General features: G+C 38.8%; 27 protein-coding genes and 3 tRNA genes. 14 read left to right on the forward strand and 16 right to left on the reverse strand.

The window, feature by feature from the left end:
• Positions 1-55 precede the first annotated feature (55 nt).
• The 6 genes from JM79_RS04760 (at position 56) to JM79_RS04785 (ending at position 6791) form a co-directional block, all read left to right on the forward strand.
• Positions 56-916 carry a peptidyl-prolyl cis-trans isomerase gene (locus tag JM79_RS04760; protein WP_347707199.1) on the forward strand — a complete coding sequence of 287 codons (861 nt, stop codon included), beginning with the start codon at positions 56-58 and terminating at the stop codon, positions 914-916.
• On the forward strand, positions 894-2327 hold the full coding sequence (locus JM79_RS04765; protein ID WP_347707200.1) for a peptidylprolyl isomerase: 1434 nt from the start codon (positions 894-896) through the stop codon (positions 2325-2327). The genes JM79_RS04760 and JM79_RS04765 overlap by 23 nt, the downstream gene beginning before the upstream one ends.
• A gap of 3 nt (positions 2328-2330) precedes the next feature.
• Entirely contained in the window at positions 2331-3281 is a 951-nt protein-coding gene (locus JM79_RS04770; RefSeq protein WP_141877054.1) for a MoxR family ATPase, read from the forward strand.
• Complete coding sequence (locus JM79_RS04775; RefSeq protein WP_141877055.1) at positions 3281-3583, forward strand: hypothetical protein; 303 nt, start codon at positions 3281-3283, stop codon at positions 3581-3583. Before JM79_RS04770 ends, JM79_RS04775 begins: the two co-directional genes overlap by 1 nt.
• Before the next feature lie 184 nt (positions 3584-3767).
• Positions 3768-6035: an aconitate hydratase gene (locus JM79_RS04780; RefSeq protein WP_141877056.1), complete on the forward strand. Its 2268-nt coding sequence runs from the start codon at positions 3768-3770 to the stop codon at positions 6033-6035.
• A gap of 195 nt (positions 6036-6230) precedes the next feature.
• A complete protein-coding gene (locus JM79_RS04785) occupies positions 6231-6791 on the forward strand; it encodes a TlpA disulfide reductase family protein (RefSeq protein WP_141877057.1) in 561 nt (186 codons plus the stop codon).
• Here the strand turns inward: JM79_RS04785 and JM79_RS04790 are convergent, their stop codons facing one another.
• The 8 genes from JM79_RS04790 to JM79_RS04825 all read right to left on the reverse strand — a co-directional run bounded on the left by JM79_RS04790 (position 6792) and on the right by JM79_RS04825 (position 12106).
• Entirely contained in the window at positions 6792-7928 is a 1137-nt protein-coding gene (locus JM79_RS04790) for a lycopene cyclase family protein (RefSeq protein ID WP_141877058.1), read from the reverse strand. It abuts the gene before it with no gap.
• Between the two features lie 13 nt (positions 7929-7941).
• Positions 7942-8391 (reverse strand): sterol desaturase family protein, encoded by a 450-nt coding sequence (locus tag JM79_RS04795; RefSeq protein ID WP_141879178.1) that lies wholly within the window; start codon positions 8389-8391, stop codon positions 7942-7944.
• Between the two features lie 9 nt (positions 8392-8400).
• Positions 8401-9240 carry a phytoene/squalene synthase family protein gene (locus JM79_RS04800; RefSeq protein WP_141877059.1) on the reverse strand — a complete coding sequence of 280 codons (840 nt, stop codon included), beginning with the start codon at positions 9238-9240 and terminating at the stop codon, positions 8401-8403.
• Positions 9241-9243: 3 nt separating this feature from the next.
• Positions 9244-10710 (reverse strand): phytoene desaturase family protein, encoded by a 1467-nt coding sequence (gene crtI / locus JM79_RS04805; RefSeq protein ID WP_141877060.1) that lies wholly within the window; start codon positions 10708-10710, stop codon positions 9244-9246.
• Positions 10711-10719: 9 nt separating this feature from the next.
• A complete protein-coding gene (locus JM79_RS04810; RefSeq protein WP_141877061.1) occupies positions 10720-11622 on the reverse strand; it encodes a MerR family transcriptional regulator in 903 nt (300 codons plus the stop codon).
• A 158-nt stretch (positions 11623-11780) separates the two neighbouring features.
• Positions 11781-11864 (reverse strand) — tRNA-Leu (locus JM79_RS04815).
• A 69-nt stretch (positions 11865-11933) separates the two neighbouring features.
• Positions 11934-12006: transfer RNA gene (locus JM79_RS04820), tRNA-Lys, on the reverse strand.
• A gap of 27 nt (positions 12007-12033) precedes the next feature.
• A tRNA-Lys gene (locus JM79_RS04825) sits at positions 12034-12106 on the reverse strand.
• A 125-nt stretch (positions 12107-12231) separates the two neighbouring features.
• Between JM79_RS04825 and JM79_RS04830 the strand changes: the two genes are divergently transcribed.
• A complete protein-coding gene (locus tag JM79_RS04830; RefSeq protein WP_141877062.1) occupies positions 12232-12753 on the forward strand; it encodes a shikimate kinase in 522 nt (173 codons plus the stop codon).
• Here JM79_RS04830 and JM79_RS04835 read toward each other — a convergent pair.
• Genes JM79_RS04835 through JM79_RS04845 form a run of 3 tightly spaced genes read right to left on the reverse strand, consistent with a single transcriptional unit; the run spans position 12745 to position 14239 of the window.
• Positions 12745-13245, reverse strand: coding sequence for a phosphoribosyltransferase family protein (locus JM79_RS04835; protein ID WP_141877063.1), 501 nt, complete (start codon positions 13243-13245; stop codon positions 12745-12747). The genes JM79_RS04830 and JM79_RS04835 overlap by 9 nt on opposite strands.
• A 3-nt stretch (positions 13246-13248) precedes the next feature.
• Positions 13249-13824, reverse strand: coding sequence for an SAM-dependent methyltransferase (locus JM79_RS04840; protein ID WP_141877064.1), 576 nt, complete (start codon positions 13822-13824; stop codon positions 13249-13251).
• Positions 13817-14239: an RNA-binding S4 domain-containing protein gene (locus tag JM79_RS04845; protein ID WP_141877065.1), complete on the reverse strand. Its 423-nt coding sequence runs from the start codon at positions 14237-14239 to the stop codon at positions 13817-13819. The genes JM79_RS04840 and JM79_RS04845 overlap by 8 nt, the downstream gene beginning before the upstream one ends.
• Before the next feature lie 80 nt (positions 14240-14319).
• Between JM79_RS04845 and JM79_RS04850 the strand changes: the two genes are divergently transcribed.
• A complete protein-coding gene (locus JM79_RS04850; protein WP_141877066.1) occupies positions 14320-15267 on the forward strand; it encodes a hypothetical protein in 948 nt (315 codons plus the stop codon).
• A gap of 52 nt (positions 15268-15319) precedes the next feature.
• Here the strand turns inward: JM79_RS04850 and JM79_RS04855 are convergent, their stop codons facing one another.
• Positions 15320-16096 (reverse strand): hypothetical protein, encoded by a 777-nt coding sequence (locus tag JM79_RS04855; protein ID WP_141877067.1) that lies wholly within the window; start codon positions 16094-16096, stop codon positions 15320-15322.
• Positions 16097-16136: 40 nt separating this feature from the next.
• Positions 16137-16838: a class I SAM-dependent methyltransferase gene (locus tag JM79_RS04860; RefSeq protein ID WP_141877068.1), complete on the reverse strand. Its 702-nt coding sequence runs from the start codon at positions 16836-16838 to the stop codon at positions 16137-16139.
• On the opposite strand from JM79_RS04860, the gene JM79_RS04865 reads away from it, so the two are divergent.
• Positions 16838-17338 carry a YkgJ family cysteine cluster protein gene (locus tag JM79_RS04865; protein WP_141877069.1) on the forward strand — a complete coding sequence of 167 codons (501 nt, stop codon included), beginning with the start codon at positions 16838-16840 and terminating at the stop codon, positions 17336-17338. The two genes, JM79_RS04860 and JM79_RS04865, sit on opposite strands and share 1 nt — an antisense overlap.
• Before the next feature lie 36 nt (positions 17339-17374).
• Positions 17375-18217: a thioredoxin family protein gene (locus JM79_RS04870; protein ID WP_141877070.1), complete on the forward strand. Its 843-nt coding sequence runs from the start codon at positions 17375-17377 to the stop codon at positions 18215-18217.
• A gap of 4 nt (positions 18218-18221) precedes the next feature.
• Here JM79_RS04870 and JM79_RS04875 read toward each other — a convergent pair whose 3' ends face one another.
• Positions 18222-19463 carry a DUF1343 domain-containing protein gene (locus tag JM79_RS04875; RefSeq protein ID WP_141877071.1) on the reverse strand — a complete coding sequence of 414 codons (1242 nt, stop codon included), beginning with the start codon at positions 19461-19463 and terminating at the stop codon, positions 18222-18224.
• A gap of 6 nt (positions 19464-19469) precedes the next feature.
• On the opposite strand from JM79_RS04875, the gene JM79_RS04880 reads away from it, so the two are divergent.
• The 3 genes from JM79_RS04880 (at position 19470) to JM79_RS04890 (ending at position 23916) form a co-directional block, all read left to right on the forward strand.
• A complete protein-coding gene (locus JM79_RS04880) occupies positions 19470-20702 on the forward strand; it encodes an FtsX-like permease family protein (protein ID WP_141877072.1) in 1233 nt (410 codons plus the stop codon).
• Between the two features lie 89 nt (positions 20703-20791).
• Positions 20792-21772 (forward strand): cysteine synthase family protein, encoded by a 981-nt coding sequence (locus JM79_RS04885; RefSeq protein WP_141877073.1) that lies wholly within the window; start codon positions 20792-20794, stop codon positions 21770-21772.
• A gap of 38 nt (positions 21773-21810) precedes the next feature.
• Entirely contained in the window at positions 21811-23916 is a 2106-nt protein-coding gene (locus tag JM79_RS04890; RefSeq protein ID WP_141877074.1) for an amino acid carrier protein, read from the forward strand.
• 38 nt (positions 23917-23954) lie between these two features.
• On the opposite strand, the gene JM79_RS04895 is transcribed toward JM79_RS04890, so the two are convergent.
• Together JM79_RS04895 and JM79_RS04900 are read right to left on the reverse strand one after the other, a co-directional pair.
• A complete protein-coding gene (locus JM79_RS04895; RefSeq protein WP_141877075.1) occupies positions 23955-24326 on the reverse strand; it encodes a hypothetical protein in 372 nt (123 codons plus the stop codon).
• Positions 24323-24553, reverse strand: coding sequence for a hypothetical protein (locus tag JM79_RS04900; RefSeq protein WP_141877076.1), 231 nt, complete (start codon positions 24551-24553; stop codon positions 24323-24325). The genes JM79_RS04895 and JM79_RS04900 overlap by 4 nt, the downstream gene beginning before the upstream one ends.
• Positions 24554-24733: 180 nt before the next feature.
• On the opposite strand from JM79_RS04900, the gene JM79_RS04905 reads away from it, so the two are divergent.
• On the forward strand, positions 24734-25426 hold the full coding sequence (locus JM79_RS04905; protein WP_141877077.1) for an SGNH/GDSL hydrolase family protein: 693 nt from the start codon (positions 24734-24736) through the stop codon (positions 25424-25426).
• The last annotated feature ends 35 nt before the right edge of the window (positions 25427-25461 follow it).

The raw sequence follows: 25461 nt of genomic DNA on the forward strand, positions 1-25461 counted from the left end.
AGTAAGAGCTGAAGGTGTTTTCAGCTTAATAAAAGAGGTGCATAAACGATTGATTTTGAATATACGTTTTTATTGGTTTTACCTTGGATTGTGCTCTTTGATGTTTGGCAGTTGTGAGTATTTTCAGCAAACCGATAACAGGGTACAGGTAGTAAGAGTCAATGATTCTTATTTATACGAGGAGGATATTCAATCTCTTATTGATGAAGATACCTCTCCTGAAGACAGTTCGATTATCGTTGGTAATTACGTGACTCGCTGGGCGACTCAGCAATTGTTGATTGACAGGGCGAAACTAAATTTACCAGGAGAACAACAGGCAGAATTTAATGCCCTGGTGGAGAACTATAAGAATGAGTTGTATACCAATGCATATACAGATGCCATTGTCACCCGGGATCTTGATACCTCCCTCAACAAGAACGAGATCGAAGCTTATTATGAGAAAAATGGGGAAAATTTTATTCTGAATGAGGACCTTGTAAAACTCAGGTATATTAATCTTCCGAAGAATACTAACAACCTTGATGAAATAAGAACTAAATTTCGCCGCTTTGACGCTGCAGATCAGCAAGCATTAAGCAATATGGCGATTCAGTTTAAAAATTACAGCATGAACGATTCTGTTTGGGTTAAAACAAAATCTGTTTATGATAAAATTGGTCCGCTTTCTGTAGAGGATCGGTCCAAGCTATTGCGAAAATCAAATTTCCTGGAGTTAAAGGATTCATTAAACGTGTACCTTGTTTATGTGAACGATGTACTGGCAAGAAATGAACAGGCTCCTTTAGATTACGCTTCAGCAACCATTCGCGAGATCTTGCTGAATAAGAGAAAGCAGTCGCTTATTAAAGAATTAGAAAAGGATATTACTAAAGATGCAATTAAAAATAATGAATTTGAAATCTACAATTAAACCGCTATTTTCAGGAGTGTGCATGATGTTCACGGCTCTTGGATTTTCTCAGGAAGTGATCGTAACAGATAGTACGTCGATCCAGCCAGATGCCGAGGTGAAGAAGGTGGAAAACGAAATGCAGGGGAAACAGCGCATGAAAGTTGATGGGATCGCTGCAGTAGTTGGAGAATATATCATTCTTGAAAGTGATATCGACCTGATGTATAAGGATATGCAGTCACAGGGAATGACCACGGCAGAGGTGAATGATTGTAAGCTGGCAGGTTCTCTAATGGAGAACAAATTGTATGCACATCATGCGATACAGGATAGTATTATTATTTCTGACGCTCAGATTAATGGAATGGTAGACCAAAGACTGCAGGGATTAGTTCAGCAGGCTGGTTCTATGGAAAAGATCCTTGAATTCTACAAAAAGGATAGCGAAGCCGAACTAAGAGACGAGATCTTTACACTTACCAAGCAAAATCAGCTTACCCAGAGTATGCAGCAAAAGATCATTCAGGATCTGGAGGTTACTCCGGAAGAAGTAAGACAGTACTACGTGCAAATGGATGAAAAACCGATGTTTGGTACTGAAATTGAACTTTCTCAAATCGTGATCGAACCTGAAATTCCTAAGGAAGAGAGTCAGAAGGTTATAGATAGATTGAAAGGCTTTAAGGCTGATATTGAAGAGAACGGTGCAAGTTTTTCTACCAAGGCAGTTTTATATTCAGATGATGAGGTTACCGGTAGAGATGGTGGTAGAATTACGCTCACCAGAAAAGATGCATTTGTAAAGGAATTTAAGGATGTAGCTTTTAGTCTTCAGGAGGGTGAGATTAGTGAACCTTTTGAAACTATATTTGGTTACCATATTATCCAGATCGACAAGATTCGTGGGCAAACCGTAGAACTTAGACATATATTGTTGATCCCAGATGTAACGAATGCATCTGTGCAGGCAGCGAAAGCTGAAATCGATACCTTAAGAAGTAAGATCTTAAAAGGAGACTTAGAGTTTGCCGCGGCTGCTCGAGAAGCTTCAGATGAAGAAGAAACTAAAACTGAAGGTGGAAAATTGATCAATCCAAGAACTGGTGATACCAGATTTGAACTAACCAAGATCGATCCTAAATTATTTGAGCAGGTGGAATCTTTAGATGAAGGTGAAGTTTCCCTGGTTCTTACACAACAGGACAGAACAGGAAGACCTCAATTCAAGATCATCAAGGTTACTAGGAAAATAGAAGAACACGAAGCAGATTATGCGACAGATTATCTTAAGATCAAGGAGCTTGCGCTAAGAGATAAACAGCTCGAAGTTATCGAGAAGTGGCAAAAGGAAAAGATCGCAGATACTTATATTAAAGTAAACGGGAAGTACCGTGATTGTGATTACGCTAACGACTGGTTAAAAAAATAATGAATGTCTGATGTTGCCCTGATAGAAAACCTGGTAAAGAAACACGCCGAACTTAGAACAGAGATCGCGAAAGTGATCGTTGGTCAGGATGAAGTCGTGCAACAGGTTTTACTTTCTATATTTTCAGGAGGACACTCATTATTGATCGGAGTTCCAGGCCTTGCAAAAACGTTGATGGTCAATACCATCGCAAAAGCGCTGGGTCTGGATTTCAAAAGGATACAATTTACACCAGATCTTATGCCCAGCGATATTCTGGGATCAGAGATCCTGGATGAGAATCGGAAATTTAAGTTCATAAAGGGTCCGGTTTTCACCAATATTTTACTGGCAGATGAGATCAACCGTACTCCGCCAAAAACTCAGGCAGCTTTACTTGAAGCCATGCAGGAACGAGCTGTTACGGTAGCCGGTCATCATTATAAGCTTGATAAACCCTATTTTGTTCTGGCTACACAGAACCCGATAGAACAGGAGGGAACCTATCCTTTGCCTGAAGCCCAGCTGGACAGGTTTATGTTTGCAATAAATCTTGAATATCCAAGTTTCCAGGAAGAAGTGGATGTCGTGAAATCTACGACCACAGATGTTCAGAAAACGGTGAATCCATTATTTAATGCTTCAGAAATATCTGAAATTCAACAAGTGATCCGGCGTATCCCGGTGCCGGATAATGTTATAGAATATGCTGTGAGACTGGTAGGAAAAACAAGGCCTGGCAAAGAAGCTTCAGATTTTGTTCAGAATTATATTGATTGGGGGGCGGGACCAAGAGCTTCTCAGAATTTAATTCTGGCTGCCAAAACCCATGCCGCAGTACAGGGTAAATTTTCACCAGATATTGAAAATGTTCAGGCTGTCTCCATTGGAATTTTAAGGCATCGTATCATCAGGAATTACAAGGCGGAGGCTGAAGGTATTTCTGCTGAACAAATCATCAAAAACTTATTCTAGTGATCAATTTTCTTGAACGCTATAAAATTCTCTTTTCTATACTTTTTTATCTTGCTTTTGGTAATAAGTTTCTTGCTAACATAACAGGACTGGATGAATCTTCAGCATTTATTCTGAAATTTGTATCCTCTATCTTTTTATTCGGATTCTGGATTACCGTTCTCCTGGATATGATTCTGAATAAGCTACGTGACAAAACATTCTGGATCCTGTCCATGTTTTTTATTGCTTTTATGGCTCCTGTAGTTTATTTATTCCGAAGGCAAAAGACACTCCGTGAACCTGCCAGATATTCGATATAGACTTCAAAAATTATCGAATTCTTAGAAATCTAACCTAAAATTCATTTTTATTGAATTTTCTATCGTAAAAATTACAATTTCAGAAATAATTTACAGCGATTTCTGAGTATTGCTCCTTATTTTTAAAATCGGTCTAAATTTCCTATTTTTGCAAGACTTTTTTAGAATAAAAACAAAACAGAATATGGCATACGATATTGATATGATTAAGAAGGTGTATAGCCACATGGCTGAACGTGTGAATACAGCACGTAAAGTTGTTGGTAAACCTTTGACGCTTTCAGAAAAGATCCTTTATTCTCACTTATGGGATGGGAGTGCTAAAGAAGCATTTCAAAGAGGTAAGGATTATGTAGAATTTTCACCGGATAGAATTGCTTGTCAGGATGCGACTGCGCAAATGGCATTATTACAATTTATGCAGGCAGGTAAGAAGCAGGTAGCTGTTCCTACAACTGTACATTGTGATCACCTTATCCAGGCGAAAATGGGAGCTGCGATAGATTTGCAATCTGCAAACAAAAGTAGTAGTGAGGTTTTTGATTTTCTGGAATCAGTATCAAACAAATACGGAATTGGATTCTGGAAACCAGGTGCAGGTATTATTCACCAGGTAGTTCTAGAAAACTATGCATTTCCAGGTGGAATGATGATTGGAACCGATTCTCACACGGTAAACGCCGGTGGATTAGGAATGGTTGCAATTGGAGTAGGTGGAGCAGATGCTGTAGATGTAATGGCTGGAATGCCTTGGGAACTTAAATTCCCGAAACTTATTGGAGTGAAGTTAACCGGAAAACTTTCTGGATGGACTTCTTCTAAAGATGTGATCTTAAAAGTTGCAGGTATTCTTACTGTAAAAGGTGGTACCGGAGCAATCATAGAATATTTTGGTGAAGGTGCGCGTAACCTTTCCTGTACTGGTAAAGGTACTATCTGTAATATGGGTGCTGAAGTTGGAGCGACTACTTCTACTTTTGGTTACGATGACTCTATGGAGCGTTACCTGAGAGCTACCAACCGTGCAGATGTTGCAGATGCAGCTAATGAAGTACGTGAGCACTTAACTGGTGATGATGAAGTATACGCAAATCCAGAGCAGTATTTTGACGAATTGATCGAGATCAATTTAGACGAGTTGAAGCCTCACTTAAACGGACCATTTACTCCAGATCTTGCAACTCCTATTTCTGAAATGGGCGTAAAAGCTAAGGAGCATGACTGGCCAATCAACGTCGATTGGGGTCTGATTGGTTCCTGTACGAACTCTTCTTATGAAGATTTGACCAGAGCAGCTTCTATCGCAAAACAGGCAGTAGATAAGAAAGTAAAGGCTAAATCTGACTTCGGGATCAACCCTGGATCTGAACAAATTAGATTTACTGCTGAAAGAGATGGATTACTTCAGATCTTTGAAGATCTTGATGCTACTATCTTTACAAACGCTTGTGGACCATGTATTGGTCAATGGGATCGTTCAGATAGAAAAGGGGAAGAGAAGAACACGATCGTTCATTCTTTTAACCGTAACTTCTCTAAGCGTGCAGATGGTAACCCAAATACGCATGCTTTTGTAGGTTCTCCTGAAATGGTTGCAGCAATTGCAATTTCTGGTAGACTGGATTTCGATCCAACCCGTGATAAATTAATGAACGAGGATGGTGAAGAAGTAATGCTTGACGAACCTCAGGGAATTGAACTTCCTACTAAAGGATTTGCTGTTGAAGATGCTGGATATGTTGCTCCAAATGAAGATGGAAGCAGTGTAGAAGTTAAAGTGGCTGAAGATAGTGAAAGACTTCAATTGCTTACACCTTTCGAGCCTTGGGATGGTAAAAATCTTACTGGCGTGAGATTACTGATCAAAGCGTGGGGTAAATGTACTACCGACCATATTTCTATGGCTGGACCATGGTTAAGATATAGAGGACATTTAGATAATATTTCTAACAACTGTCTTATTGGAGCTATTAACGCTTACAACGAGAAGACCAATTTTGTTAAGAATCAGCTTACTGGTAAGTACGATGGTGTGCCGGCAGTACAGAGAGAATACAAAAAAGCAGGAATTCCAACAGTTGTAGTAGGAGATCATAACTATGGTGAAGGTTCTTCCAGAGAGCATGCAGCCATGGAGCCGAGACATTTAGGTGTTAAGGTGGTATTGGTGAAGTCTTTTGCTCGTATACATGAGACAAACCTTAAGAAGCAGGGAATGTTAGGTCTTACTTTCGCAAATGAAATTGATTATGATCTAATCCAGGAAGATGATACGTTCAACTTTATAGATCTTGAAAACTTTGCACCAGATACGCCTCTTACTATAGAGATCGTACATGCAGATGGAAGTAAGGATACAATTAAAGCAAATCATACTTATAACCTGCCTCAAATAGAGTGGTATAAGCATGGATCTGCATTAAACCTTATTAAAAAGGAGAACGCAGCATAAGCATTTAATTATATAATTCTAAAGAACCTCAGGAGTAATCCTGAGGTTTTTTGTTTTTCGAGAATTTGTATTGGCACCAAATTATTAATCAGATGATTTGGAGTCTTGAATTATTAGCTACTATTCAAATTGAATCAAGATGATCACCGTCCAAAATTGTAATTTTTCCGTTCTTTGCAGGACTTAAGCAATGCTATGAAACTATTTAAAAATCAGTGGTCAAATATTATCATTATCGTGATAATTCTGGTGATGGTGATTCCTCAAACCAGGAAGCCGGTTCAGATCTTTGTGAACAAACTTATTTCCTTCGCGCCCTCTGTAAATGATGAAGAGGATCAGGAAAAACTAGCCAGTTATGATTGGATACTGGAAGATAAGAGAGGTAAGAGAATAGAATTTTCTGAATTTGAAAATGAAGTTATCGTAGTGAACTTCTGGGCAACCTGGTGTCCGCCGTGTATTGCAGAAATGCCAAGTTTCCAGGAAGTTTATGAGGATTATGGTGAAAAGGTACGTTTCGTCTTTGTTTCCGGAGAACAGCATCAAACTACTGATAATTATATGAAACGTAAACGCTTTACTTTACCATCCTATAAGATGCGCACAAAAGCACCGGAGCCAATGCTGGGTAAGACATTGCCAACTACTTATGTGATCTCAAAATCCGGGAAGATCGTTATAGATAAGGTTGGTTCTGCCGACTGGAACTCGGACAGCTTCCGAAGCACTCTTGATAAATTGCTGCAAGAGTAATTATAATTTATTGAAGAAAGATTTTAAGAACTGAGGATGGAACATGCTCTGCATGATCTTGATATCTTCGGAAAATGTGGTTTCTTCATCCAGAAATTTGAATATATTCTGAATACTATTTTTCGTATAGAACTTAGTGAACAATGATTCACCAAGATCATTGCGCTTTTCCAGAACATCCAGAAATATCGCATCATACCGCTGAAATCTTTTGCTAAACAGACCTTGCGCCGGCTTTTTACCACTTTTGATATTTGACAGTAACTTGCTTACTTTTCGTTCAGTACTCTTAAATGAATATCCTGAAGATGCCTTCACCCAACCGCCGGCCGTTCCTATCTTCGTAATATGTTTGGAATTGTGTTTATGGAAAGGGTAGTCGGTCATTGGGATTACACCTGTTTCACTTTCAATAATACTGTAATCATCAATTTTTAAAACTTCCCGAGTATATTTTTCCAGTTGCTCATCATAAACTTCTTCTTCGGTTAGAAAAGGAGTAAAAAAGGTAAACTCTATAAGAGCATTTTTAGGAGATACTGGTAGGACATAAGTGAAACACGTACTGTTCCTGTACTTGACCCGATAATCCATCATTATAAAGCGTTCAGGATCAAATTGAGCTTCCTGAGTTTCAATAGATATCCCTTTAAAATGCTGGTAGATCTTGGCGCTACCAGAATCATCTTTATAAGCATGTGGTGGTCTGCTATCAAAAAAATGAGTAGCGGTGTAAGATTCCTTTTTACCTAAAGCTGTACGTGTAACTTCATCGATTCTGCTAATCTTATCCTGAATGAAGTATGTGTCAGGATCCTTTGTTAATTCGCTTTTCGCATATTCATAAAAGTCAATGGATCTTAGCATCTTATAGGAATAAGGTGCAAAATCCAGTTCTTTCTCTACGGAATCTGCTTTAAATGATCCTTGCTGCCATTCCTTCTGAATAAGCTCGTCCCATTTACCTGAACCTTCTTCCCAGAAGCACCAGGTCTTGTCATTATTATCTTTGAGTGAAGGATCAATGATCGCAATCTTTTTTCCTTTAAAAAAAATGTCGTTCCTGATTTCTAGAGCAAGCTGTAGCCCAGCCAGTCCACCACCAACGATGATGTAGTAATAGTCTGGCGTGATCATTTAGGGGTAGATTTTATTTCCTGAAATATTTAAAAGGTACGAATAGCATTCCGAAGCATTCGCCGTCATCCTTTCCAAGATGTTTATGGTGCATTTTATGCGCTCGTCTTATACCTTTTGCGTATTTATTATTCGCATTTCTAAAGATCTTAAACCTTTGATGTATAAATATATCGTGCACTGTAAAATACGTGATCCCATAAGCAAGAATCCCAAGTCCAATAGGCAGGCCAAACCATACATCTTCATACCTCCAGAGCAGGAAACACCCAATACTTACAAGAGCGTAAAAAACGAAAAAGAGATCGTTTCGTTCCCACCAGCTACTATGGTCTTTGTGGTGGTGATCCTTATGCAATTTCCATAAGAAACCGTGCATCACATATTTGTGTGTGAACCACGCCATTCCCTCCATCATCATAAAGGTTCCAAAAAATACTAATAGCCATAATATCACTTGCATCATCATCAATTATATTAAATTCAATCTATAAGAAATATAGGATTTTGCCAGTAGTCCTGCCTTTTGATAATTAGGAACACGAACCCGGCAATTTTTAATCTCCAAAGATGGGACGTTTTTAAGTTTCTGAAGTAATTTTCTATAATATATATAAGCAGTATACACACCAAACTTAGCTTCAACCGGAAGATGAGCGATCCCGCTTAAACCTTTACTGAAGTCTTCTTCAATTTCAGCAACTATCTGTTGTTTATTCACCTCGTCTAATTCTGAAAGGTCCACATTTGGGAAATAGGATCTGCTAAGATCTTCATAATCTGCTTTTAGATCTCTTAAGAAATTAACCTTTTGAAAAGCCGAACCAAGACTCATCGCCGATGATTTTAATTCTTCGTATTTCGCCTGATCACCTTTTACAAAAACTTTTAAACACATCAGACCAACAACATCTGCACTGCCATAGATATACTGGCGGTATTCCTCAACGCTCAAGTACTCAGATTTATGAAGATCCAGCCGCATACTATCCATAAAAGCCTTGTAAAGTTGAGGTTCTATATCGTACCGGTGTACCGTTTCCTGAAAAGCATTCAGAATTGGATTAAGAGAAATTCTTTGATTTAGTGACTTATATAGATCGGCTTCAAAATCTTTAAATAATAATTCCTTGTCATAATCATGAAAGCTATCCACAATCTCATCTGCAAATCTTACAAATCCATAAATATTATAAATATCCTGCCTGATAGAGGGGGCCAGCATCTTAGTGGCCAGGCTAAAAGAAGTACTATAGCTGTTAGTAACAGTTTTGCTACAGGACCGGGATACCGTATCAAAAATCGCTTTCATAAATTAGTTTTGTTCATTTTGTTGTATCAATCCAGCTGCAAGTTTCCCTGAAATAAGGGATGGTGGTACACCTGGTCCAGGAACGGTTAGCTGCCCGGTAAAATATAATTTTTCCACCTTTTTGCTTCTAATTTTAGGTCTTAAAAATGCGGTTTGGAAAAGTGTATTTGCCATTCCATAAGCATTTCCTTTATAGGAATTATAAGCTTCCTTAAAGTCCTTTACACAAAAGGATTCCTTAAATATAATATTTCCTTTTATTTCCTGCCCTGTAAGCGCCTGAAAACGTTCAATTATCATATTAAAATAACGTTCCCTAATCTCATCGGTATCTTCAAGGTCTGGTGCAAGCGGAATTAAGAATATACCTGCTTCCTTTCCTTCAGGAGCTACGGAATCATCAGTTTTTGATGGAAAACTGGCATAGAAGAGTGGATCTTCAGGCCATGCGGCGACATCATATATGGCTTTTGCATGATCTTTAAAACTGCTATCGAAGAATAAAGTGTGGTGAGATACATTTTTCAGTTTCTTGTCAAAGCCCACATAAAAGAGTAGGGAAGAGGGTGCAAATGTTTTCTTCTTCCAGTATTTTTCAGAATATTGCCTATCAAACTCTGGAAGCAAAGTTTCTGTGTGGTGATAATCTGCCCCAGAAAGAATGATATCTGCAGGATAAAGTTTCCCGTCTATTTTTAGCGCTTTTGCTGCGCGATCTTCAGTAGTAATAGCCTCGACATTAGCATTGAGGTGAAACTTAACGCCTAAGGACTCTGCGAGCTCTGTAATGCCTTCAATAACTTTATACATACCTCCATGAGGATGCCAGGTACCCAATCCAAAGTCGGCATAATTCATGAAACTGTAAAAAGCCGGGGTATCACTAGGTTTTGCTCCCAGGAACAATACCGGAAATTCAAGGATCTGTCTTAGTTTTTCATTGGAAAACTCTTTTCGAACATCTCCACTAATATTTGTAAAAAAGCGCCCCAGTCTTGTTGCGGTCGCAGTTGTTACAAGTTCCATTGGAGAAACTCCAGGACGATAAACCAGATCTTTAATGGCGATGTCATAGTTGTCACGGGCTCTTTTGATGAATTTCTTCAGTTTTTCTGAGCTTCCCTTTTCGACTTCTTCAAAAGTCTCATAGATCTCTTCCAGGCTACCCGGAATTATTACGGAGTCATCTTTACCGAAATAAACTTCGTAGGCTGGATCTAATTTGTTCAGTTGAAAGTAATCTGAAGCGGATTTTCCGAAGTCAGAAAAGAAACGTTCAAAAACATCTGGCATCCAGTACCAGGTTGGCCCAATATCAAAAGTAAAACCATCACGTTTTAATTGACGGGCTCTACCACCTACGGTATCATTCTTTTCGAATACTTCTACCTCGTAACCGGCCTGAGCCAGGTAGCAGGAAGCTGCTAGAGATGAAAAACCGGATCCTATAATATTTATCTTTTTTGGCATTGGGGATTTTTAGAGACTATTTATAAAATCTTTGATCGATGTCTGTACTTTGATGTTTCCAGGAAGACCATCCTGATCAATTTCTTTCGTTCTTTGTCCAAATAACAGGAATTCTCTTGGTTTATCCTGACATAACTTCTCCTGGAACTCATTTATAAATTCTGAAACATCTGTATTTACAGGAGAGATGGTAAGATAACTTACGAATACCGGGTCATTATGGATTTTCATCAGGTAATCCATATTATCCAATGGCAAACTCGGGCCGACATAAATAACATTTTTACCTGCGTTTAAAAGCTCATAATTAAGATACAAAATACCAATATCATGGATTTCATTATAGGGAAGAAAAAGAACATACAATTTGTCGTTATTCTCTTCCTCGCCGTTAGATTTTAGTTCGGCGATATTGATATAGATCTTTTGTTTAATAAGTTCAATAATATAGTGCTCATGAATAGGTTTGATGGTATCAGTTTGCCACAGCAGCCCAATCTCTTCAAGCAGAGGAATAAAAACATCGTAAAAAACATCTCTAAATGACAATTTTGAGACCAGATCATTGTAAGTCTTCTGAAACAACCTGTCATCAAAATTCATCATTGCGAGCTTGAAAGCATTTTTGGCTCTGTTCTCTACACTAGAAGAAGCTGAGATTCTTCTTACAAGCGCATGAACTTCATCTTCTTTCATTTTCGAGATACGTGAAATCTTGTATCCATGAATGTTCAAAAAAGAAATATTGAGCAGCTTCTGCAGGTCTTCACCATCGTAGGTACGAATATTAGTATCTGTTCTTTCAGGATTAAGAATATTATATCTCTTTTCCCAGATCCTAATAGTGTGAGCTTTAATTCCACTTAGATGCTCCAGATCCTTAATGCTAAAATTTTGTTTGATGTGTTCCATACTTCTTTTAAGCTATTAAACAAATCTAAACAATTATTAAGGTGAAAGTAATAGAGAAAAGTTAAAATGTTTAATTAAACATAATTTACATTAAACAAAATTAAGATGGGATATAAAAAAAAGCCTTAGCGGCTAATTGTATATTTCCTGGAAAGTAGTACCCGAGGCGGGACTTGAACCCGCACGCCCTAATGGACACATGGCCCTCAACCATGCCTGTCTACCAATTCCAGCACTCGGGTGTGAGTTTATGGAAAGCTTCCATAAGGCTGGTCAACAAGTTCCGATAAAAAATCGGAGCGAGCAAATAGTGATCTGGCTGGGGCTCGAACCCAGGACCCTCTCCTTAAAAGGGAGATGCTCTACCAACTGAGCTACCAGATCTTGAACAATAAAATAGGAACTTATTTGTGATCTGGCTGGGGCTCGAACCCAGGACCCTCTCCTTAAAAGGGAGATGCTCTACCAACTGAGCTACCAGATCATTAAAAAGCATCCGTCTTTTTGCGAATGCGGGTGCAAATATACATGCATTAATTTATTTTTCAAGACATAATTGCTATAATTTTACCATAGTTTTGCCTTTTGCTCATTTTAAGTGATTTACAGATGAAAATTTTTTTGATTGGATACATGGGAAGCGGTAAATCCACCGTTGGAAAACTGCTTTCTGAAGAATTAAACTACAAATTTTATGATCTTGACCAAGAGATCGAAAATGAGTACGACATGGCGATCTCTGAAATCTTTGCGAGAAAGGGAGAAATTTTCTTCAGAAAAGCTGAACGAAAGATGCTGGAGAAATTAATTAACCTTGATGAGGACGCGGTAGTTTCACTTGGCGGTGGCACGCCGTGTTATGGTGACAACATGGAGCTTATAAAAAATGCAGATTCGGTACGATCTATTTATCTTAAGCTGAACATTCAAACCTTATTAGAGAGATTGCAACGTGAAAAAGCAGACAGGCCAGTGATAAGTCATTTGGATACCGAAGAGCTGCTGGAAGAGTTTATCAGAAAACATTTGTTCGAAAGAGGCTTTTATTACAATCAAAGTGAACTAATTTTAAGTTGTAATGATAAAGATCCTTCTGAAATCACCCGGGAATTAGTGGAGACTTTAAGATAACTCTACACGTTCATGATCCTTTTCAAAAATAACTTTTACCGTTTCGCTTAGAGAAGTCGAAAGAGATAGACCTTTAAAATCGGCTTTCACCGGGTAGCGTTTATGATTCCGGTCCACAAGTACGGCGGTCTTAAAATTTTTAATTGGAACGTCCAGAAAGTATCGTACTCCGTAAATAAGGGTGGAACCTGAATTCAATACATCGTCCACCAGGATCAAAGATTTATTTTGATAATCTTCGGGTTTTAAAGAAACACTTATAGGATCCAACGGTGCTTTTTTGTTAATCACCACTTTACCCAAAGTAGTTTTTAAAGGTGAAATTTCCTGAAGTTCTTTTTCCAGTTTCTGAGCTAGAATATATCCATTATTAGCGATTCCTGCGATAATGATCTCTTTCTCATCCACATTACTCTCATAGATCTGGTATGCTATTCTCCTGATTTTATGCTTGATCTCATCCTGGTTGAGAATTGAATGCTTGGCTTTCATAAATTACTTTTTTCGGAATTTGAAGAATAGTTCATTTCCTAAACGAGGTTTTATGGAATTGTGTGCTTTCTCCAGAATTTCAATATGATAATACGGACTAAAATAAGTTAAATATTCTTCACGACTGCCGCCAAAAGGTGGGCCGTCTTCCTTTAATTCAAAATCAAATAATAAACCTGCCAGTACTCCTTCAGATCTTAGAAGTTCACTGGTTTTTTGAGCGTATGCATTTCGTTTAGTAACCGGTAATGCGCAGAAAAATGATTGTTCCAGGATTAGGTCGAAGGATTTTTCAATTTCAAAAAAATTCTGGTGCAGCATTTGTTGCTCAGGAAATTCAGGATTGCGAAGTGAAAATGAGTTTAGAGGAATTTCAGCAATATCACAGAGAAAGACATTTTTGAAACCACTTTTAAAAAGATATTCAGCTTCATAAGCATTGCCTGCTCCGGGAATTAGAATGTATAGTTCTTTGTTCTCAATACCATCTGCAAATTTCCTAATTGGAGGCGAAACAGCGCCAAGATCCCATCCGGTTTGATTATTTTTATATCTATCGTTCCAGTAATCTTTAGTCATCTTTTTTCTTCTCTAAGCCATCATCCTTCTTTTCGTCTAAACCGTCATCTGTATTTTCAAACCAGTCATCAATATCACGACGGTCTTTCTTAGTAGGGCGGCCAGTACCTTTTTTGCGGTAATAGTCCTTGGAGTATTTTAAAAGATCCAGTTTCTCAAAGGCTTCTTTCGGGGTGATATCATGAACATAGATATTAACAAGTTTGGCCCCAACACGACTTTTAGGAAGATCGAGGATCTCTAATTCATAATTGATCTGATTTTTCCGAACTCTCAGTTTATCACCAGGAAATACATCTTTACTTGGTTTCTGGATCTCATCGTTCAATCTTACCTTTCCTTGCTTGCAGGCAGTTGTTGCCAGACTTCGGGTCTTAAAATAGCGTACGCACCATAAAAACTTATCAACTCTCATACTTATACCTTCAAATCGCCGTTCAATATTGAACAAAAATACAAGATTATTGTATCTTGCGGCTCCAAAATAAAATTCTGATGAGAATAAACAAATTGATGCTGGTTGGTCTTACGGCTTTTCTTGCATTTGCATGTAATAATGATGATGATGGCGGTCTGGCCCAGGTTGAAGTTCGTGACCGTACAGAGGTTGCGGTCGAAGACGACCAGGCACTTTTAGACTACCTGTCAACGCACTTCTATAACTATGAAGACTTCGAAAGTCCTTCTGAAGATTTCAACTATCAAATCGTATTCGATACGATCGCTGGCGAAAATGCAGACAAAGAGCCGATCATCAGTTCAGATAAATTAATAACGAAAACCGTTAATCATGAAGGTGTAGACCAGAATCTATATGTACTACGAGTACGTGAAGGTGCTGGTGCGAAACCTACCTTTGCAGATTCTACCTTTGTTACTTATGAAGGAGAACTTCTCACAGGGACTGTTTTCGACTCTAACTTAAGAAACCCTGTTTGGTTTAATCTTTCACCATATTTTGGGATCGTTGATAACCGTGTAACACCGCTTGGCGGAGTTATTAAAGGATTTCAGGCTGGATTAACTGAGTTTGGTGCAGCTACTGGTTTTAAAGTAAATGCAGACAATTCTGTAGAATGGAATAATGACTACGGGATTGGTGCTATTTTTATGCCTTCCGGGTTGGCCTATTACTTTAATTCACCTGAGACGATACCGGTTTACTCACCGCTTGTTTTTCAAATTAGTAGTTATGTGGTAAATCAGGCAGATCATGATAATGATGGTATTCCTTCATTTATGGAAGATCTGGATGGAGATAATGATGTAACTACAGATGATACCGATGAGGACGGACTTCCAAATTTATCAGATCCAGATGATGATGGTGATGGTACTCCAACAAGAGATGAAATTGAAATTACGGAAGATGGAACTTTGATCTTAACCGATTCAGATAACGACGGAACTCCAGATTACCTGGATCCAGACGTATTTCAATAGTGGAATAGCTATTATAAATTAATTTAAAAAAACCTGGCGATCGCCGGGTTTTTTATTTTCCGCCCGCAGATTGTAAGTCTAGAATACAGGCATCATCAAGTTGAGGAAGATTATTATTGTCGATAGTATTAATGACCCCGCTACCAAATTCAATACTGGCCTTCATTAAGCATTTATCGGTAATACAGTGTGCAGTATTATTCGGGTCTTCGTGATCTGTAACTGGCTCTACACCCAGATTGACCAAACCAAACAAATGTCCAAATTCATGATTCAAAGTAGCGGCCTCAATAATTGCCTTACTTGGAGCGTTGAACTTGTTTGCAAAGTTCTTGATAGTTTCCCCGTACAAGATGATCGAAGTATTTCTGAATGCCGTGCCGAGAGTGATCTTAGTTTCGGAGTCATTGATCTTCTTACCAGCGGCAAAATATATCCAGACTCCAATTTCATCGCCTATGGTATAAACCGTACGTGTATTGGATTCTACAGTTCTCAAATCATCTTCATCGAAAGGAGTAAGTCCCGAACTTGCAACAGAGCGTAAATTGATGGTAATTCCATCGGGTTTATAAACTCTACTTTCCAGGAAATCTCTAAATGCATCGATCGCTTCTGTCTCAGGTTTAAATCCTTCAGCATACACGATCTCAATATTCATTGAAGTAAATTCGGTATCACTTAATAGATCTGAAGCAGATGAACCGGTAACCTTTAAGTTAGCCGCTTTATTGTTTCCTTCTTCGGAATCATTATCAGAATCCTTACTACACGATACAGCGAGGCTGCTCAAAAACAGGATTAAAAAAGCTTTATAAATTTTATTCATTCTGTATTAGATCTTGCGCAAAAATATGAAAAATAACGAGTTAGACTTTTTTGAGAATCGCCAGATAATCATAATGTTCTCCTTCAAGAACGATCTCACAGGAAAAATTGTTATTGTTTGCTGCCTTCTGAAGAATTTCTTTGTCCACATATAACCATTCAAAAGGATCTGAAGTTTCTCCTTTGTAACTTAATTCATAAGTGAGTTCTCCGTAATATTCTTCGGAATCGATAAATTCATCATCGAAAAGATAAATAAGGTCTGAAGAATCCAGAATCAGCTGTCCGTCATCATTCAGTAGCTTATGACAGTGCTGAAGGAAATCATCGATATTATCAAGTTTTCCAATGATCCCGGTTCCATTCATCAACATAAGAATGCTATCAAATCGTTCCGAAGAGATCTTATAGAAATCCTGAACAACCGCATTGTTTAGTCCGCGTTCTTTTGCGATCTCTATAGCTCCGGAAGATGTATCAATAGCCTTAACCTCCAGCTTGCGCTCATTTTGAAGATAAAGTGCATGGCTACCAGCTCCACAACCAACATCAAGAATACTGCCTTTGCAAAGTTTTATTGCCTCCTGTTCGAGCTTTGGCATTTCTTCAAAGTCCCGAAACAGATAAGCGATGGGTATTTCATCATTTTCAAAGTCTGGTGAATGCACCGTGATGGGAGTTTCATCTTTTTCTTTGTAGTAGCCTGCAATGGCTTTGCCGAATATATCCTTATTTTTGTCCAATGGATGAAGAGCTTAAAAGTTTACCTAATCGCGCCAAAGATAAGAAGAAGGAAAATAGGAAATTTTTTTCGCGACTAAAGAAGCGTCCTCCAAAGGATCTCGACAAGCTCATGGTGGAATTGCACGAGGAAGAATTCTCCAGAACCGACTGTTTGCAATGCGCTAATTGCTGTAAGACTACGGGACCTTTGTTTACACAAAAAGATATTGGAAGGATCAGTAAACATTTTCGAATGAAGCCCGGAGATTTTATAGATACTTATCTCAGGCTGGATGAGGAGAACGATTATGTGCTACAACAGGTGCCATGTCCTTTTTTAGGCGACGACAATTACTGTGGTATATATGATCAGCGCCCGAAAGCCTGCAGGGAATATCCTCATACAGACCGCAAGGATTTTCATAAAATATCTTCTCTCACTATAAAAAATACCAGCATTTGTCCGGCGGCATACAATATCGTCGAGGAAATGAAAAAAAGATTAAATCGTAACACTTAGGTCTAAAAAATTTATATTTTTGGGAAAACCTTAACGATGAAAAGTCTTATTCTTCTCCTGCTTTTATGTGGGTCTAATCTCTTTGCAAGTAATTGGTATACAGATCTTGAAGCGGCGAAAAATGCAGCTATCGCTAGCAATAAACTGATATTGGTAGACTTCTGGGCTACCTGGTGCGGTCCATGTAAAGCAATGGATCGTGATGTATGGAGTGATCAGGAAATACAGGAAGTGATGCAAAACTATATTCCTTTAAGAGTTGATTTTGACACGCAGCGTCAATTGAACTTGGAGTATGGGGTAAAAGGGATTCCGTATGTGGTGATCATGGATGCCAATGGCAAGGTAATTCATAACAATCTTGGCTATACCAATAAACAGGAGACCATGAGGGTTCTGGAGAAATTCAAACTAAATACGTCGTTTTTGCAGGTAGAGTCAGCTTATCATAAAAGAAAACCAAGTTACGCTACGGCTCTTAGACTTGCACAGAAATACCTGGATTATAGCTTATACCTGGAAAAGGATCTTCGACGACCGATTCTAAATGTAACCGAAGAATATCTTAATGAAGCTCAGGATCTGCTGGACGAAAAACAGTCTAATTATAAGATGATTAGTCAGAAACTGGATCTGCTTGTGACAAACGTTGATCTCTATCAGGGTAATTATAGAAAGGTTGAACGGTTTCTAAAGAAGAAAATTGACGAAGAAGAATTGCGTAAATATAACTGGGGCTTATATACTTTTCTAAATTACTGCATGGCCATAGAAAATGGTGAAGAGGCACAAATTAGTAAGTGGACCGAAGAATTGGAAAAACTAAACAATTCAGATCTTTATAAAACCAGGGCTAAAAATCTGCAGGAAACTAGCTGATCATCTAAGGGTACATCAAATATTTTTTACGAGTCTTTTGAAAAGCTTCGAGACCTGGCTTCCAGGATTCCCGGATTTCTTCAGCAGAGAGACCTTTTATAATTTGATCTTTCAGTAAAGAAGTTCCAGCCAGTTTCAGGAAGAAATCGTTAAAAAACTGTTCCTGATCTTCTGTATTGTGATAAGCTTCCAGCAACCATTCCAGGTTGATGAAATTCAATGTTTCCGCAGTGCTTAAATTGCGCCCGAAACATTCCTTATTCTCATGCTTTGGATATTTGGCACCCTCCATCGACTTTGGAGTATAAGCATAATCGAAATGCTCCTCATCCAGAAAAGGGGAGCCAAAAACCTGGAATTGAAGATTCGTACCGCGGCCGGCATTCACATTCGTTCCTTCAAAAAAGCAAAGACTTGGGTAGAGATTGACCGATTTAGCGTTGGGGAGGTTTGGGGATGGTTTTACAGGTAGTTTATACTTCATCGAATGCTGGTAATTCTGCATAGCAATTGTTTCCAGATCACACTGAATTCCGTTCTCGAACCATTTTTCTCCGTTGATCATTTTTGCATATTCAGCAATGGTCATTCCGTGCACTACCGGTACGGGATGCATTCCCACAAAGCTCTGATGTTGTTTTTCGAGAATTGGACCGTCAATATAATGTCCGTTAGGATTTGGTCTGTCCAGAATTAGAACCGGAATTCCTTGTTCTGCACAGGCTTCCATGACATAATGCATGGTTGAGATGTACGTATAGAACCTGGCTCCAACATCCTGAATATCGAAGATTAGTAATTCTATGCCTTTCAGGTCTTCAGCAGTTGGTTTTTTATGGCTTCCGTAGAGAGAAATAACCGGAAGGCCACTAATTGGGTCTTTACCGCTTTTGACGGTTTCGCCAGCATCTGCAGTTCCGCGAAAACCATGTTCGGGAGCGAAAACCTTTTTTATCTGGACATTCTTGCTTAATAAAGTGTCCACAAGATGAGTGTATCCTCCGTTCTCTCTTTTTACTACGGAAGTTTGATTTCCCACGATCCCGATAGTTCTATTTGCAATCTTCGGAAGTATAAGATCCATCCTGTTTGCGGCTGGTAAAATTTCAGAAGGAACCGAATCTGAAAGTTTTTCCGGTGAGACAACTTCAGGATTTTCCGAAGAGCTTTCACTATGAGCGTTTCCGCAGGAAAGAATTCCAAAAACAAAGAATAATAATGTACTTTTGACCAACCTCTTAATCATAGCAATTTGAATTTCGAGTACTTTATAGTAAAGCGCCTTATTAGCGCGAAAAAATATAAAAATAGCATATCTGCTCCTATAATAAAAATAGCGATTACTGCAATTGCTATAGGGGTTGTGATGATGCTCGTGTCTTTCGCGACCGGTCTTGGATTGCAGGAAAAAATTAGGGATAAGATCGCTGCTTTTAACGGTCATATTAGTATCTCCAGCTATGATAACAATAGCTCTAAAGTTTCATTAACACCAGTTTCAACAGATCAGGATTTTTATCCCGAATTCACTAGCGTAGACGGCATCGCTCATGTGCAGGCAGTTGCAAGTACTTTTGGCGTTATTCGAACAGAGGAAGATTTTGAAGGGATCGTGGCCAAAGGTGTAGGCGCCGATTACAAATGGGATTATTTCGAGGAATTCCTTACGCAGGGTAGATTGCCCAACTATTCTGAAAACCTTAATAACGAAATTCTAATCTCTGAATATCTCGCCAATAGGCTTAAGCTGAAGAATGGCGACCGGGTGGCTACGTATTTTATGCGTGATGATAGTGATCTGCCGCTACAGCGTAGTTTTGAAATTGTAGGTGTTTACGAATCAGGTTTTCAGGAATTTGATGAGCTTTATATGCTTACAGATATTAGGCACATCCAAAGAATAAACCGTTGGGAAGAGGATGAGATCGGTAATTTTGAAGTTTTCGTAGAAGATTTTGATGAACTTGATGCCAAGGGCAACGAAGTTTATGAGAATACAGGATCTTTCCTGGATACCCAAACTATAAGTCAGAAATACTACTCCATTTTCGAATGGTTGTCCCTTTTCGATTTTAATATGGCGCTGATTCTGGGCATAATGATCCTAGTTTCAGGGATCAACATGATCACCGCATTATTGGTTTTAATCCTGGAAAGAACCCAAATGATCGGGATGCTGAAAGGACTTGGAGCAGCCGACTGGAGTATTCGAAAGATCTTTCTTTATAACGCTGCTTATCTAATAGTGCTGGGACTTTTCTGGGGAAATTTAATTGGAATTGGCCTGCTGGCGCTTCAGAAATATTTTAAATTGATTCCTTTGGATCCAAGAACTTATTATGTAACCGAAGTTCCAATCTATCTAAGCTGGGATTATATTCTACTCGTAAATACCGGTACTTTGATTCTCTGCATGCTTATGCTGCTAATTCCATCGGTAATTATCTCCAAAATCTCTCCGGTTAAGGCGATCAAATTCGATTAATAATTGCAGCTCTCATAGTTGACGTTGTAAAGCTTGGTTTAAGGCCAAAGGTTTTTTTACATTTGCAGACGTTAAAGAAAAATGAAAGCATGGATTACGCTGAGAATATATTAGGAACCATTGGGAATACTCCTATGGTTAAGATGAACAAGATCGTTGAGGATATCGATGCGCTTGTACTCGCAAAGTATGAAACCTTTAATCCCGGGAATTCGGTAAAGGATAGAATGGCTGTGAGAATGGTAGAAGACGCCGAAGCCAAAGGTTTATTAAAACCAGGAGGAACCATCATTGAAGGAACTTCAGGAAATACCGGAATGGGACTGGCACTTGCAGCGATCGTTAAAGGATATAAAATGATCTGCGTGATGAGTGACAAGCAGAGTAAGGAAAAAATGGATATTCTTCGTGCAGTTGGAAGTGAAGTGGTTGTTTGTCCTACAGATGTGGAACCAGATGATCCACAATCTTATTATTCTACTTCCCGTAGACTTGCAGAAGAAACTCCGAATAGCTGGTATGTAAATCAATATGATAACCTCGCTAACCGAGAAGCTCATTACGAATCTACTGGACCTGAGATCTGGAAACAAACAGACGGGAAAGTTACCCATTTTGTTGTTGGAGTAGGGACTGGTGGAACTATTTCTGGAGTGGGAAAGTATTTGAAAGAAAAAAATCCCGATATTAAGGTTTGGGGAATAGATACCTACGGTTCAGTATTCAAGAAATATCACGAAACTGGTGAATTCGATGAAAAGGAGATCTATCCTTACGTGACCGAAGGAATTGGAGAGGATATTTTACCTAAGAACGTTGATTTTGATGTGATCGACGGTTTTACGAAGGTAACAGATAAAGATGCAGCCGTTTATACCCAGAAATTATCCAAGGAAGAAGGATTTTTCTTAGGTAATAGTGCAGGTGCAGCGGTAAAAGGGCTGTTGCAACTAAAAGAACATTTTACTAAGGATGATGTCGTGGTAGTGCTTTTCCATGACCACGGAAGCCGGTATGTAGGTAAAATGTATAATGATGACTGGATGAGAAAAATGGGTTACATCGACTAACACCAGTTATAGAATGTAGGAACTAATTGATTTTTTATATGACTAAGAATGCATGGTTTTTAACCAGTTTATTCTTTATGCTGACGCTCTCGATACATGCGCAGGATGATGAAAGGAAAGAATCAGATCTTAAAGTAACTTTAGATCTAAACAATCCTACCAGGGAGATCAATGATGGGGTCACCATGGTTAATGTTGAAGGAGGGAAAGCTCCTTACACTTATAAATGGACAAAGCAAAGCACTTCCCTTCAATCTAATAAATCCACAGGTATAACTGAAGGTCAGGAAGAATCGGTAACTGTGACCGATGCCAACGGAGTAAGTGTTACTAAAAAATTTAAAATACCTGCTGAAGCGATTACTGAAGTTGTAAACAGTAAGGTGCAGCCGGCAGTAGATTTTTTAGGCGGAATATTATTCTGGGATCCTTTTGCTGCAGTTGGGATCTACGACCCGGTAGTTTATACGAACGATAGAGAGATACCAATCCCGAACTGGGATGCTACTACAAGTAAAACCTTCAGTTTAAAGCAATGGCTGGTTGAGGATGGTGGTCAGGTAGAAGCAGGTGATAAAATTGCTATTATAGAAAGTGAATCTGGAGAGGAGAAAGAGATCTTTTCAGAAGTTGACGGTACCATGAACTACCTGGTTCTGGAAGGCAACGAAATTTTCGACCCTAATGACCAGGATGATGTTATTGAGCAAAATGCTCATATGATCGCCAAAATTGAATTCGACGAGCCTCAGCCTTTGCATCATCCCAATGGTAATGTGATCACTAACTCTATTCCTTTTATCGTGATCTGGCTTATTCTGGGAAGTATCTTCTTTACTATAAGACTTGGTTTCGTAAATATTCGTGGTTTTTCTCATTCTATTCAATTGGCCAAAGGGAAATACGACGATCCCGATGCTCCGGGTAGAATTACACATTTCCAGGCAATGGCTACTGCAGTTTCTGCAACCGTTGGTCTTGGGAATATAGCCGGTGTTGCGGTTGCAATTTCACTTGGTGGGGCCGGAGCAACTTTCTGGATGTTCTGTGCCGGATTCTTCGCGATGTCACTAAAGTTTACTGAGTGTACATTAGGGGTGAAATATAGAGAGATCAACGAAGACGGTAGAATCTTTGGTGGACCTATGAATTATCTACGTTACGGCCTGGAGAAAAGAAATATGAAAGGTCTTGGGAAATTCCTTGCCAGCCTATTTGCAATATTAGGAGTTGGAGCTTCTTTTGGAGGTGGTAATATGATACAGTCCAACCAGGCATTTAAAATAGTTTCTGAACAATTACCTTTTCTGGAAGGTCAGGGATTCTTGTTTGGAGTTGGATTCGCCATCCTGGTTGGAGCGGTGATCCTTGGAGGAATTAATAGTATTGCCCGGGTAACTGGAAAAGTAGTACCTGTAATGGCGATTATCTATATCCTTGGTTGCGCAGTTGTGATCGGGGTGAATATTGAAAATATTGGCGCTGCATTTTCAGCGATTTATAACGGAGCCTTTTCGGCAGATGCTCTAAAAGGTGGTTTTATCGGAGTTCTAATTGTTGGTCTGCAAAGAGCAGCATTTTCCAGTGAAGCCGGTGTTGGTTCAGCAGCTATCGCGCATAGTGCTACCAAAACCAATAATCCTATTGCAGATGGGTTTACTTCTTTAGTAGAACCTTTTATCGATACTATGGTCGTGTGTACTATGACGGCATTGGTTCTTATTTTTACCGGAATGCATGAAGTAGGCGGTGGAATGAAAGGGGTTGAACTGACTTCAGATGCTTTTGGAAGCGTGATTTCCTGGTTCCCGGCAGTACTGGCACTTGCGGTTTTCTTATTTGCTTTTTCCACGATGGTTTCCTGGTCATATTACGGGATGCGTTCCTGGACCTATCTATTCGGGCAAAGCAAGAAATCTGAAATTATCTATAAAGTCCTGTTCCTGATATTCGTTGTCGTAGGAGCATCAGTAAGTCTTGGAGCAGTCTTAAGCTTCTCTGATATGATGATTCTCGCGATGTCATTTCCGAATATCATTGGATTATATATTATGTCTGCGGAAGTCAGAGCAGATATGGAAAATTACTGGGAGCGACTCAAAAACGGAGAGTTGTTTATCAATCCTAAATTCAGAGATGCCTGATAAGGCTTTTATTGAAAGATTTATAAAAACTCTTCCTTCTACGGAAGAGTTTTTTGTTTCATATTACCAGATGCTTGTAAAAAGAGAAATAGAATAGCTCCTGAAAAATAGAGCAGAACATCAACAGGATCTGCAGTATATCTATCTACGAACTGCGGAAGTATTAATTCGAAATAAATAGCATAGAAAAAAGTAAGTGCGAGCGCTTGAGCAATACTTATTTTGACCGCTCTATCCTTAGTGAGGTAATGCACCGTTTTTAGACAAATAGTCAGAATGATAGGCATGCATAAAAAATCGTTGAGGTAGGATGTGGTCCATTCTGGAAAGTTCGCTCCAGTAAATTTTAGAGCTTCAAATAGTATAAAGATCAGGACGAATAGTATAAAGCTGATGTTCAGTAATCTCATAGAAGCGCAACAGATACTACAAAGGCGATTACAATGCCTATTCCAAGTACAATAAGCCAGACTGTGTACCCGGTTTTGGCAAGGAAGCGTACAATAGGATTCTTATGTTCTTCTGCAGGTTCCGGTGCTGACTTTCGTTTATATTCTCCGGGTCTACGACTGGATTTTAGTTTAGTTTTCTTCGGATTTTTCTCCATGTTGTACTGCGCTTTCTCGATTAGTTCCATTGCAGGAACTCAACTGCTGAAATTCTATTGATCTTTAAATTGAATTCTAAGATAAAAAATCTGGACATCCATCCATTCCAATTAATGAAGCTTTATGAAAATCCTGAGTCTTCAGAATTATGCTGAATTCTATTTTAGAATAAATTTATATAAAGTATTTTCATTGCTGAAATTGAACTTATGAAAAATCTATACTTTTTACTTTTAGCAATACTAATGGTATCCTGCAATGCAACCATGGATACTACGAGTAACGAAACTCCGGAAAATCCCAAATATACTTACCTGGCACTCGGTGATTCTTATACAATAGGGGAGAGCGTTCGGGAAACTGAACGATGGCCGGTACAATTAACGGAGCAACTTCGAAATAGAAATTATGAGATGGCGGCGCCTATGATCATTGCAAAAACGGGATGGACGACTTCAGATCTCTTGCGAGGAATGGACCAGAACCTGGAAGTGCAACGTGATTTTGACCTGGTTTCTATATTGATTGGGGTTAACAACCAATATCAGGGAAAACTTATTACAGAATATGAGGAAGAACTACGCCAGATTTTCAGGCGTGCGATCAATCATTCCAAAACACTTGAAAAAGGAGTTTTTGCTGTAAGTATTCCAGATTACGGTTATACACCTTTTGGATCTTCAAACCAGGAGAAAATAAGTGCTGAAATTGACAGGTTCAACCAGGTTTTTAAAAGAGTAGCAGATGAATTTGGAGTAGTGTTCTATAATATCACTCCAATTTCAAGAGATAGCAACAACCCTGAACTGGTAGCAAGTGATGGTTTGCATCCAAGTGCTTTACAGTATCAGCTTTGGGTAGAACAATACATTTCTCAGGTAGCAGAAAAATTACCTAATTAATTTTTTAGCGCTTCATTTTCAAATGAATAATTTGA

Origin of the sequence: Gramella sp. Hel_I_59, from assembly GCF_006714895.1 — a bacterium.
Classification (GTDB): Bacteria; Bacteroidota; Bacteroidia; order Flavobacteriales; family Flavobacteriaceae; genus Christiangramia.

Coding starts and splice junctions, on each gene's coding strand:
- JM79_RS04765 (WP_347707200.1), top strand. CDS start 894: ATGAATTTGAAATCTACAATTAAACCGCTATTTTCAGGAGTGTGCATG.
- JM79_RS04770 (WP_141877054.1), top strand. CDS start 2,331: ATGTCTGATGTTGCCCTGATAGAAAACCTGGTAAAGAAACACGCCGAA.
- JM79_RS04780 (WP_141877056.1), top strand. CDS start 3,768: ATGGCATACGATATTGATATGATTAAGAAGGTGTATAGCCACATGGCT.
- JM79_RS04785 (WP_141877057.1), top strand. CDS start 6,231: ATGAAACTATTTAAAAATCAGTGGTCAAATATTATCATTATCGTGATA.
- JM79_RS04790 (WP_141877058.1), bottom strand. CDS start 7,928: ATGATCACGCCAGACTATTACTACATCATCGTTGGTGGTGGACTGGCT.
- JM79_RS04795 (WP_141879178.1), bottom strand. CDS start 8,391: ATGCAAGTGATATTATGGCTATTAGTATTTTTTGGAACCTTTATGATG.
- JM79_RS04800 (WP_141877059.1), bottom strand. CDS start 9,240: ATGAAAGCGATTTTTGATACGGTATCCCGGTCCTGTAGCAAAACTGTT.
- crtI (WP_141877060.1), bottom strand. CDS start 10,710: ATGCCAAAAAAGATAAATATTATAGGATCCGGTTTTTCATCTCTAGCA.
- JM79_RS04810 (WP_141877061.1), bottom strand. CDS start 11,622: ATGGAACACATCAAACAAAATTTTAGCATTAAGGATCTGGAGCATCTA.
- JM79_RS04830 (WP_141877062.1), top strand. CDS start 12,232: ATGAAAATTTTTTTGATTGGATACATGGGAAGCGGTAAATCCACCGTT.
- JM79_RS04835 (WP_141877063.1), bottom strand. CDS start 13,245: ATGAAAGCCAAGCATTCAATTCTCAACCAGGATGAGATCAAGCATAAA.
- JM79_RS04840 (WP_141877064.1), bottom strand. CDS start 13,824: ATGACTAAAGATTACTGGAACGATAGATATAAAAATAATCAAACCGGA.
- JM79_RS04845 (WP_141877065.1), bottom strand. CDS start 14,239: ATGAGAGTTGATAAGTTTTTATGGTGCGTACGCTATTTTAAGACCCGA.
- JM79_RS04850 (WP_141877066.1), top strand. CDS start 14,320: ATGAGAATAAACAAATTGATGCTGGTTGGTCTTACGGCTTTTCTTGCA.
- JM79_RS04855 (WP_141877067.1), bottom strand. CDS start 16,096: ATGAATAAAATTTATAAAGCTTTTTTAATCCTGTTTTTGAGCAGCCTC.
- JM79_RS04865 (WP_141877069.1), top strand. CDS start 16,838: ATGGATGAAGAGCTTAAAAGTTTACCTAATCGCGCCAAAGATAAGAAG.
- JM79_RS04870 (WP_141877070.1), top strand. CDS start 17,375: ATGAAAAGTCTTATTCTTCTCCTGCTTTTATGTGGGTCTAATCTCTTT.
- JM79_RS04875 (WP_141877071.1), bottom strand. CDS start 19,463: ATGATTAAGAGGTTGGTCAAAAGTACATTATTATTCTTTGTTTTTGGA.
- JM79_RS04885 (WP_141877073.1), top strand. CDS start 20,792: ATGGATTACGCTGAGAATATATTAGGAACCATTGGGAATACTCCTATG.
- JM79_RS04890 (WP_141877074.1), top strand. CDS start 21,811: ATGACTAAGAATGCATGGTTTTTAACCAGTTTATTCTTTATGCTGACG.
- JM79_RS04895 (WP_141877075.1), bottom strand. CDS start 24,326: ATGAGATTACTGAACATCAGCTTTATACTATTCGTCCTGATCTTTATA.
- JM79_RS04900 (WP_141877076.1), bottom strand. CDS start 24,553: ATGGAACTAATCGAGAAAGCGCAGTACAACATGGAGAAAAATCCGAAG.
- JM79_RS04905 (WP_141877077.1), top strand. CDS start 24,734: ATGAAAAATCTATACTTTTTACTTTTAGCAATACTAATGGTATCCTGC.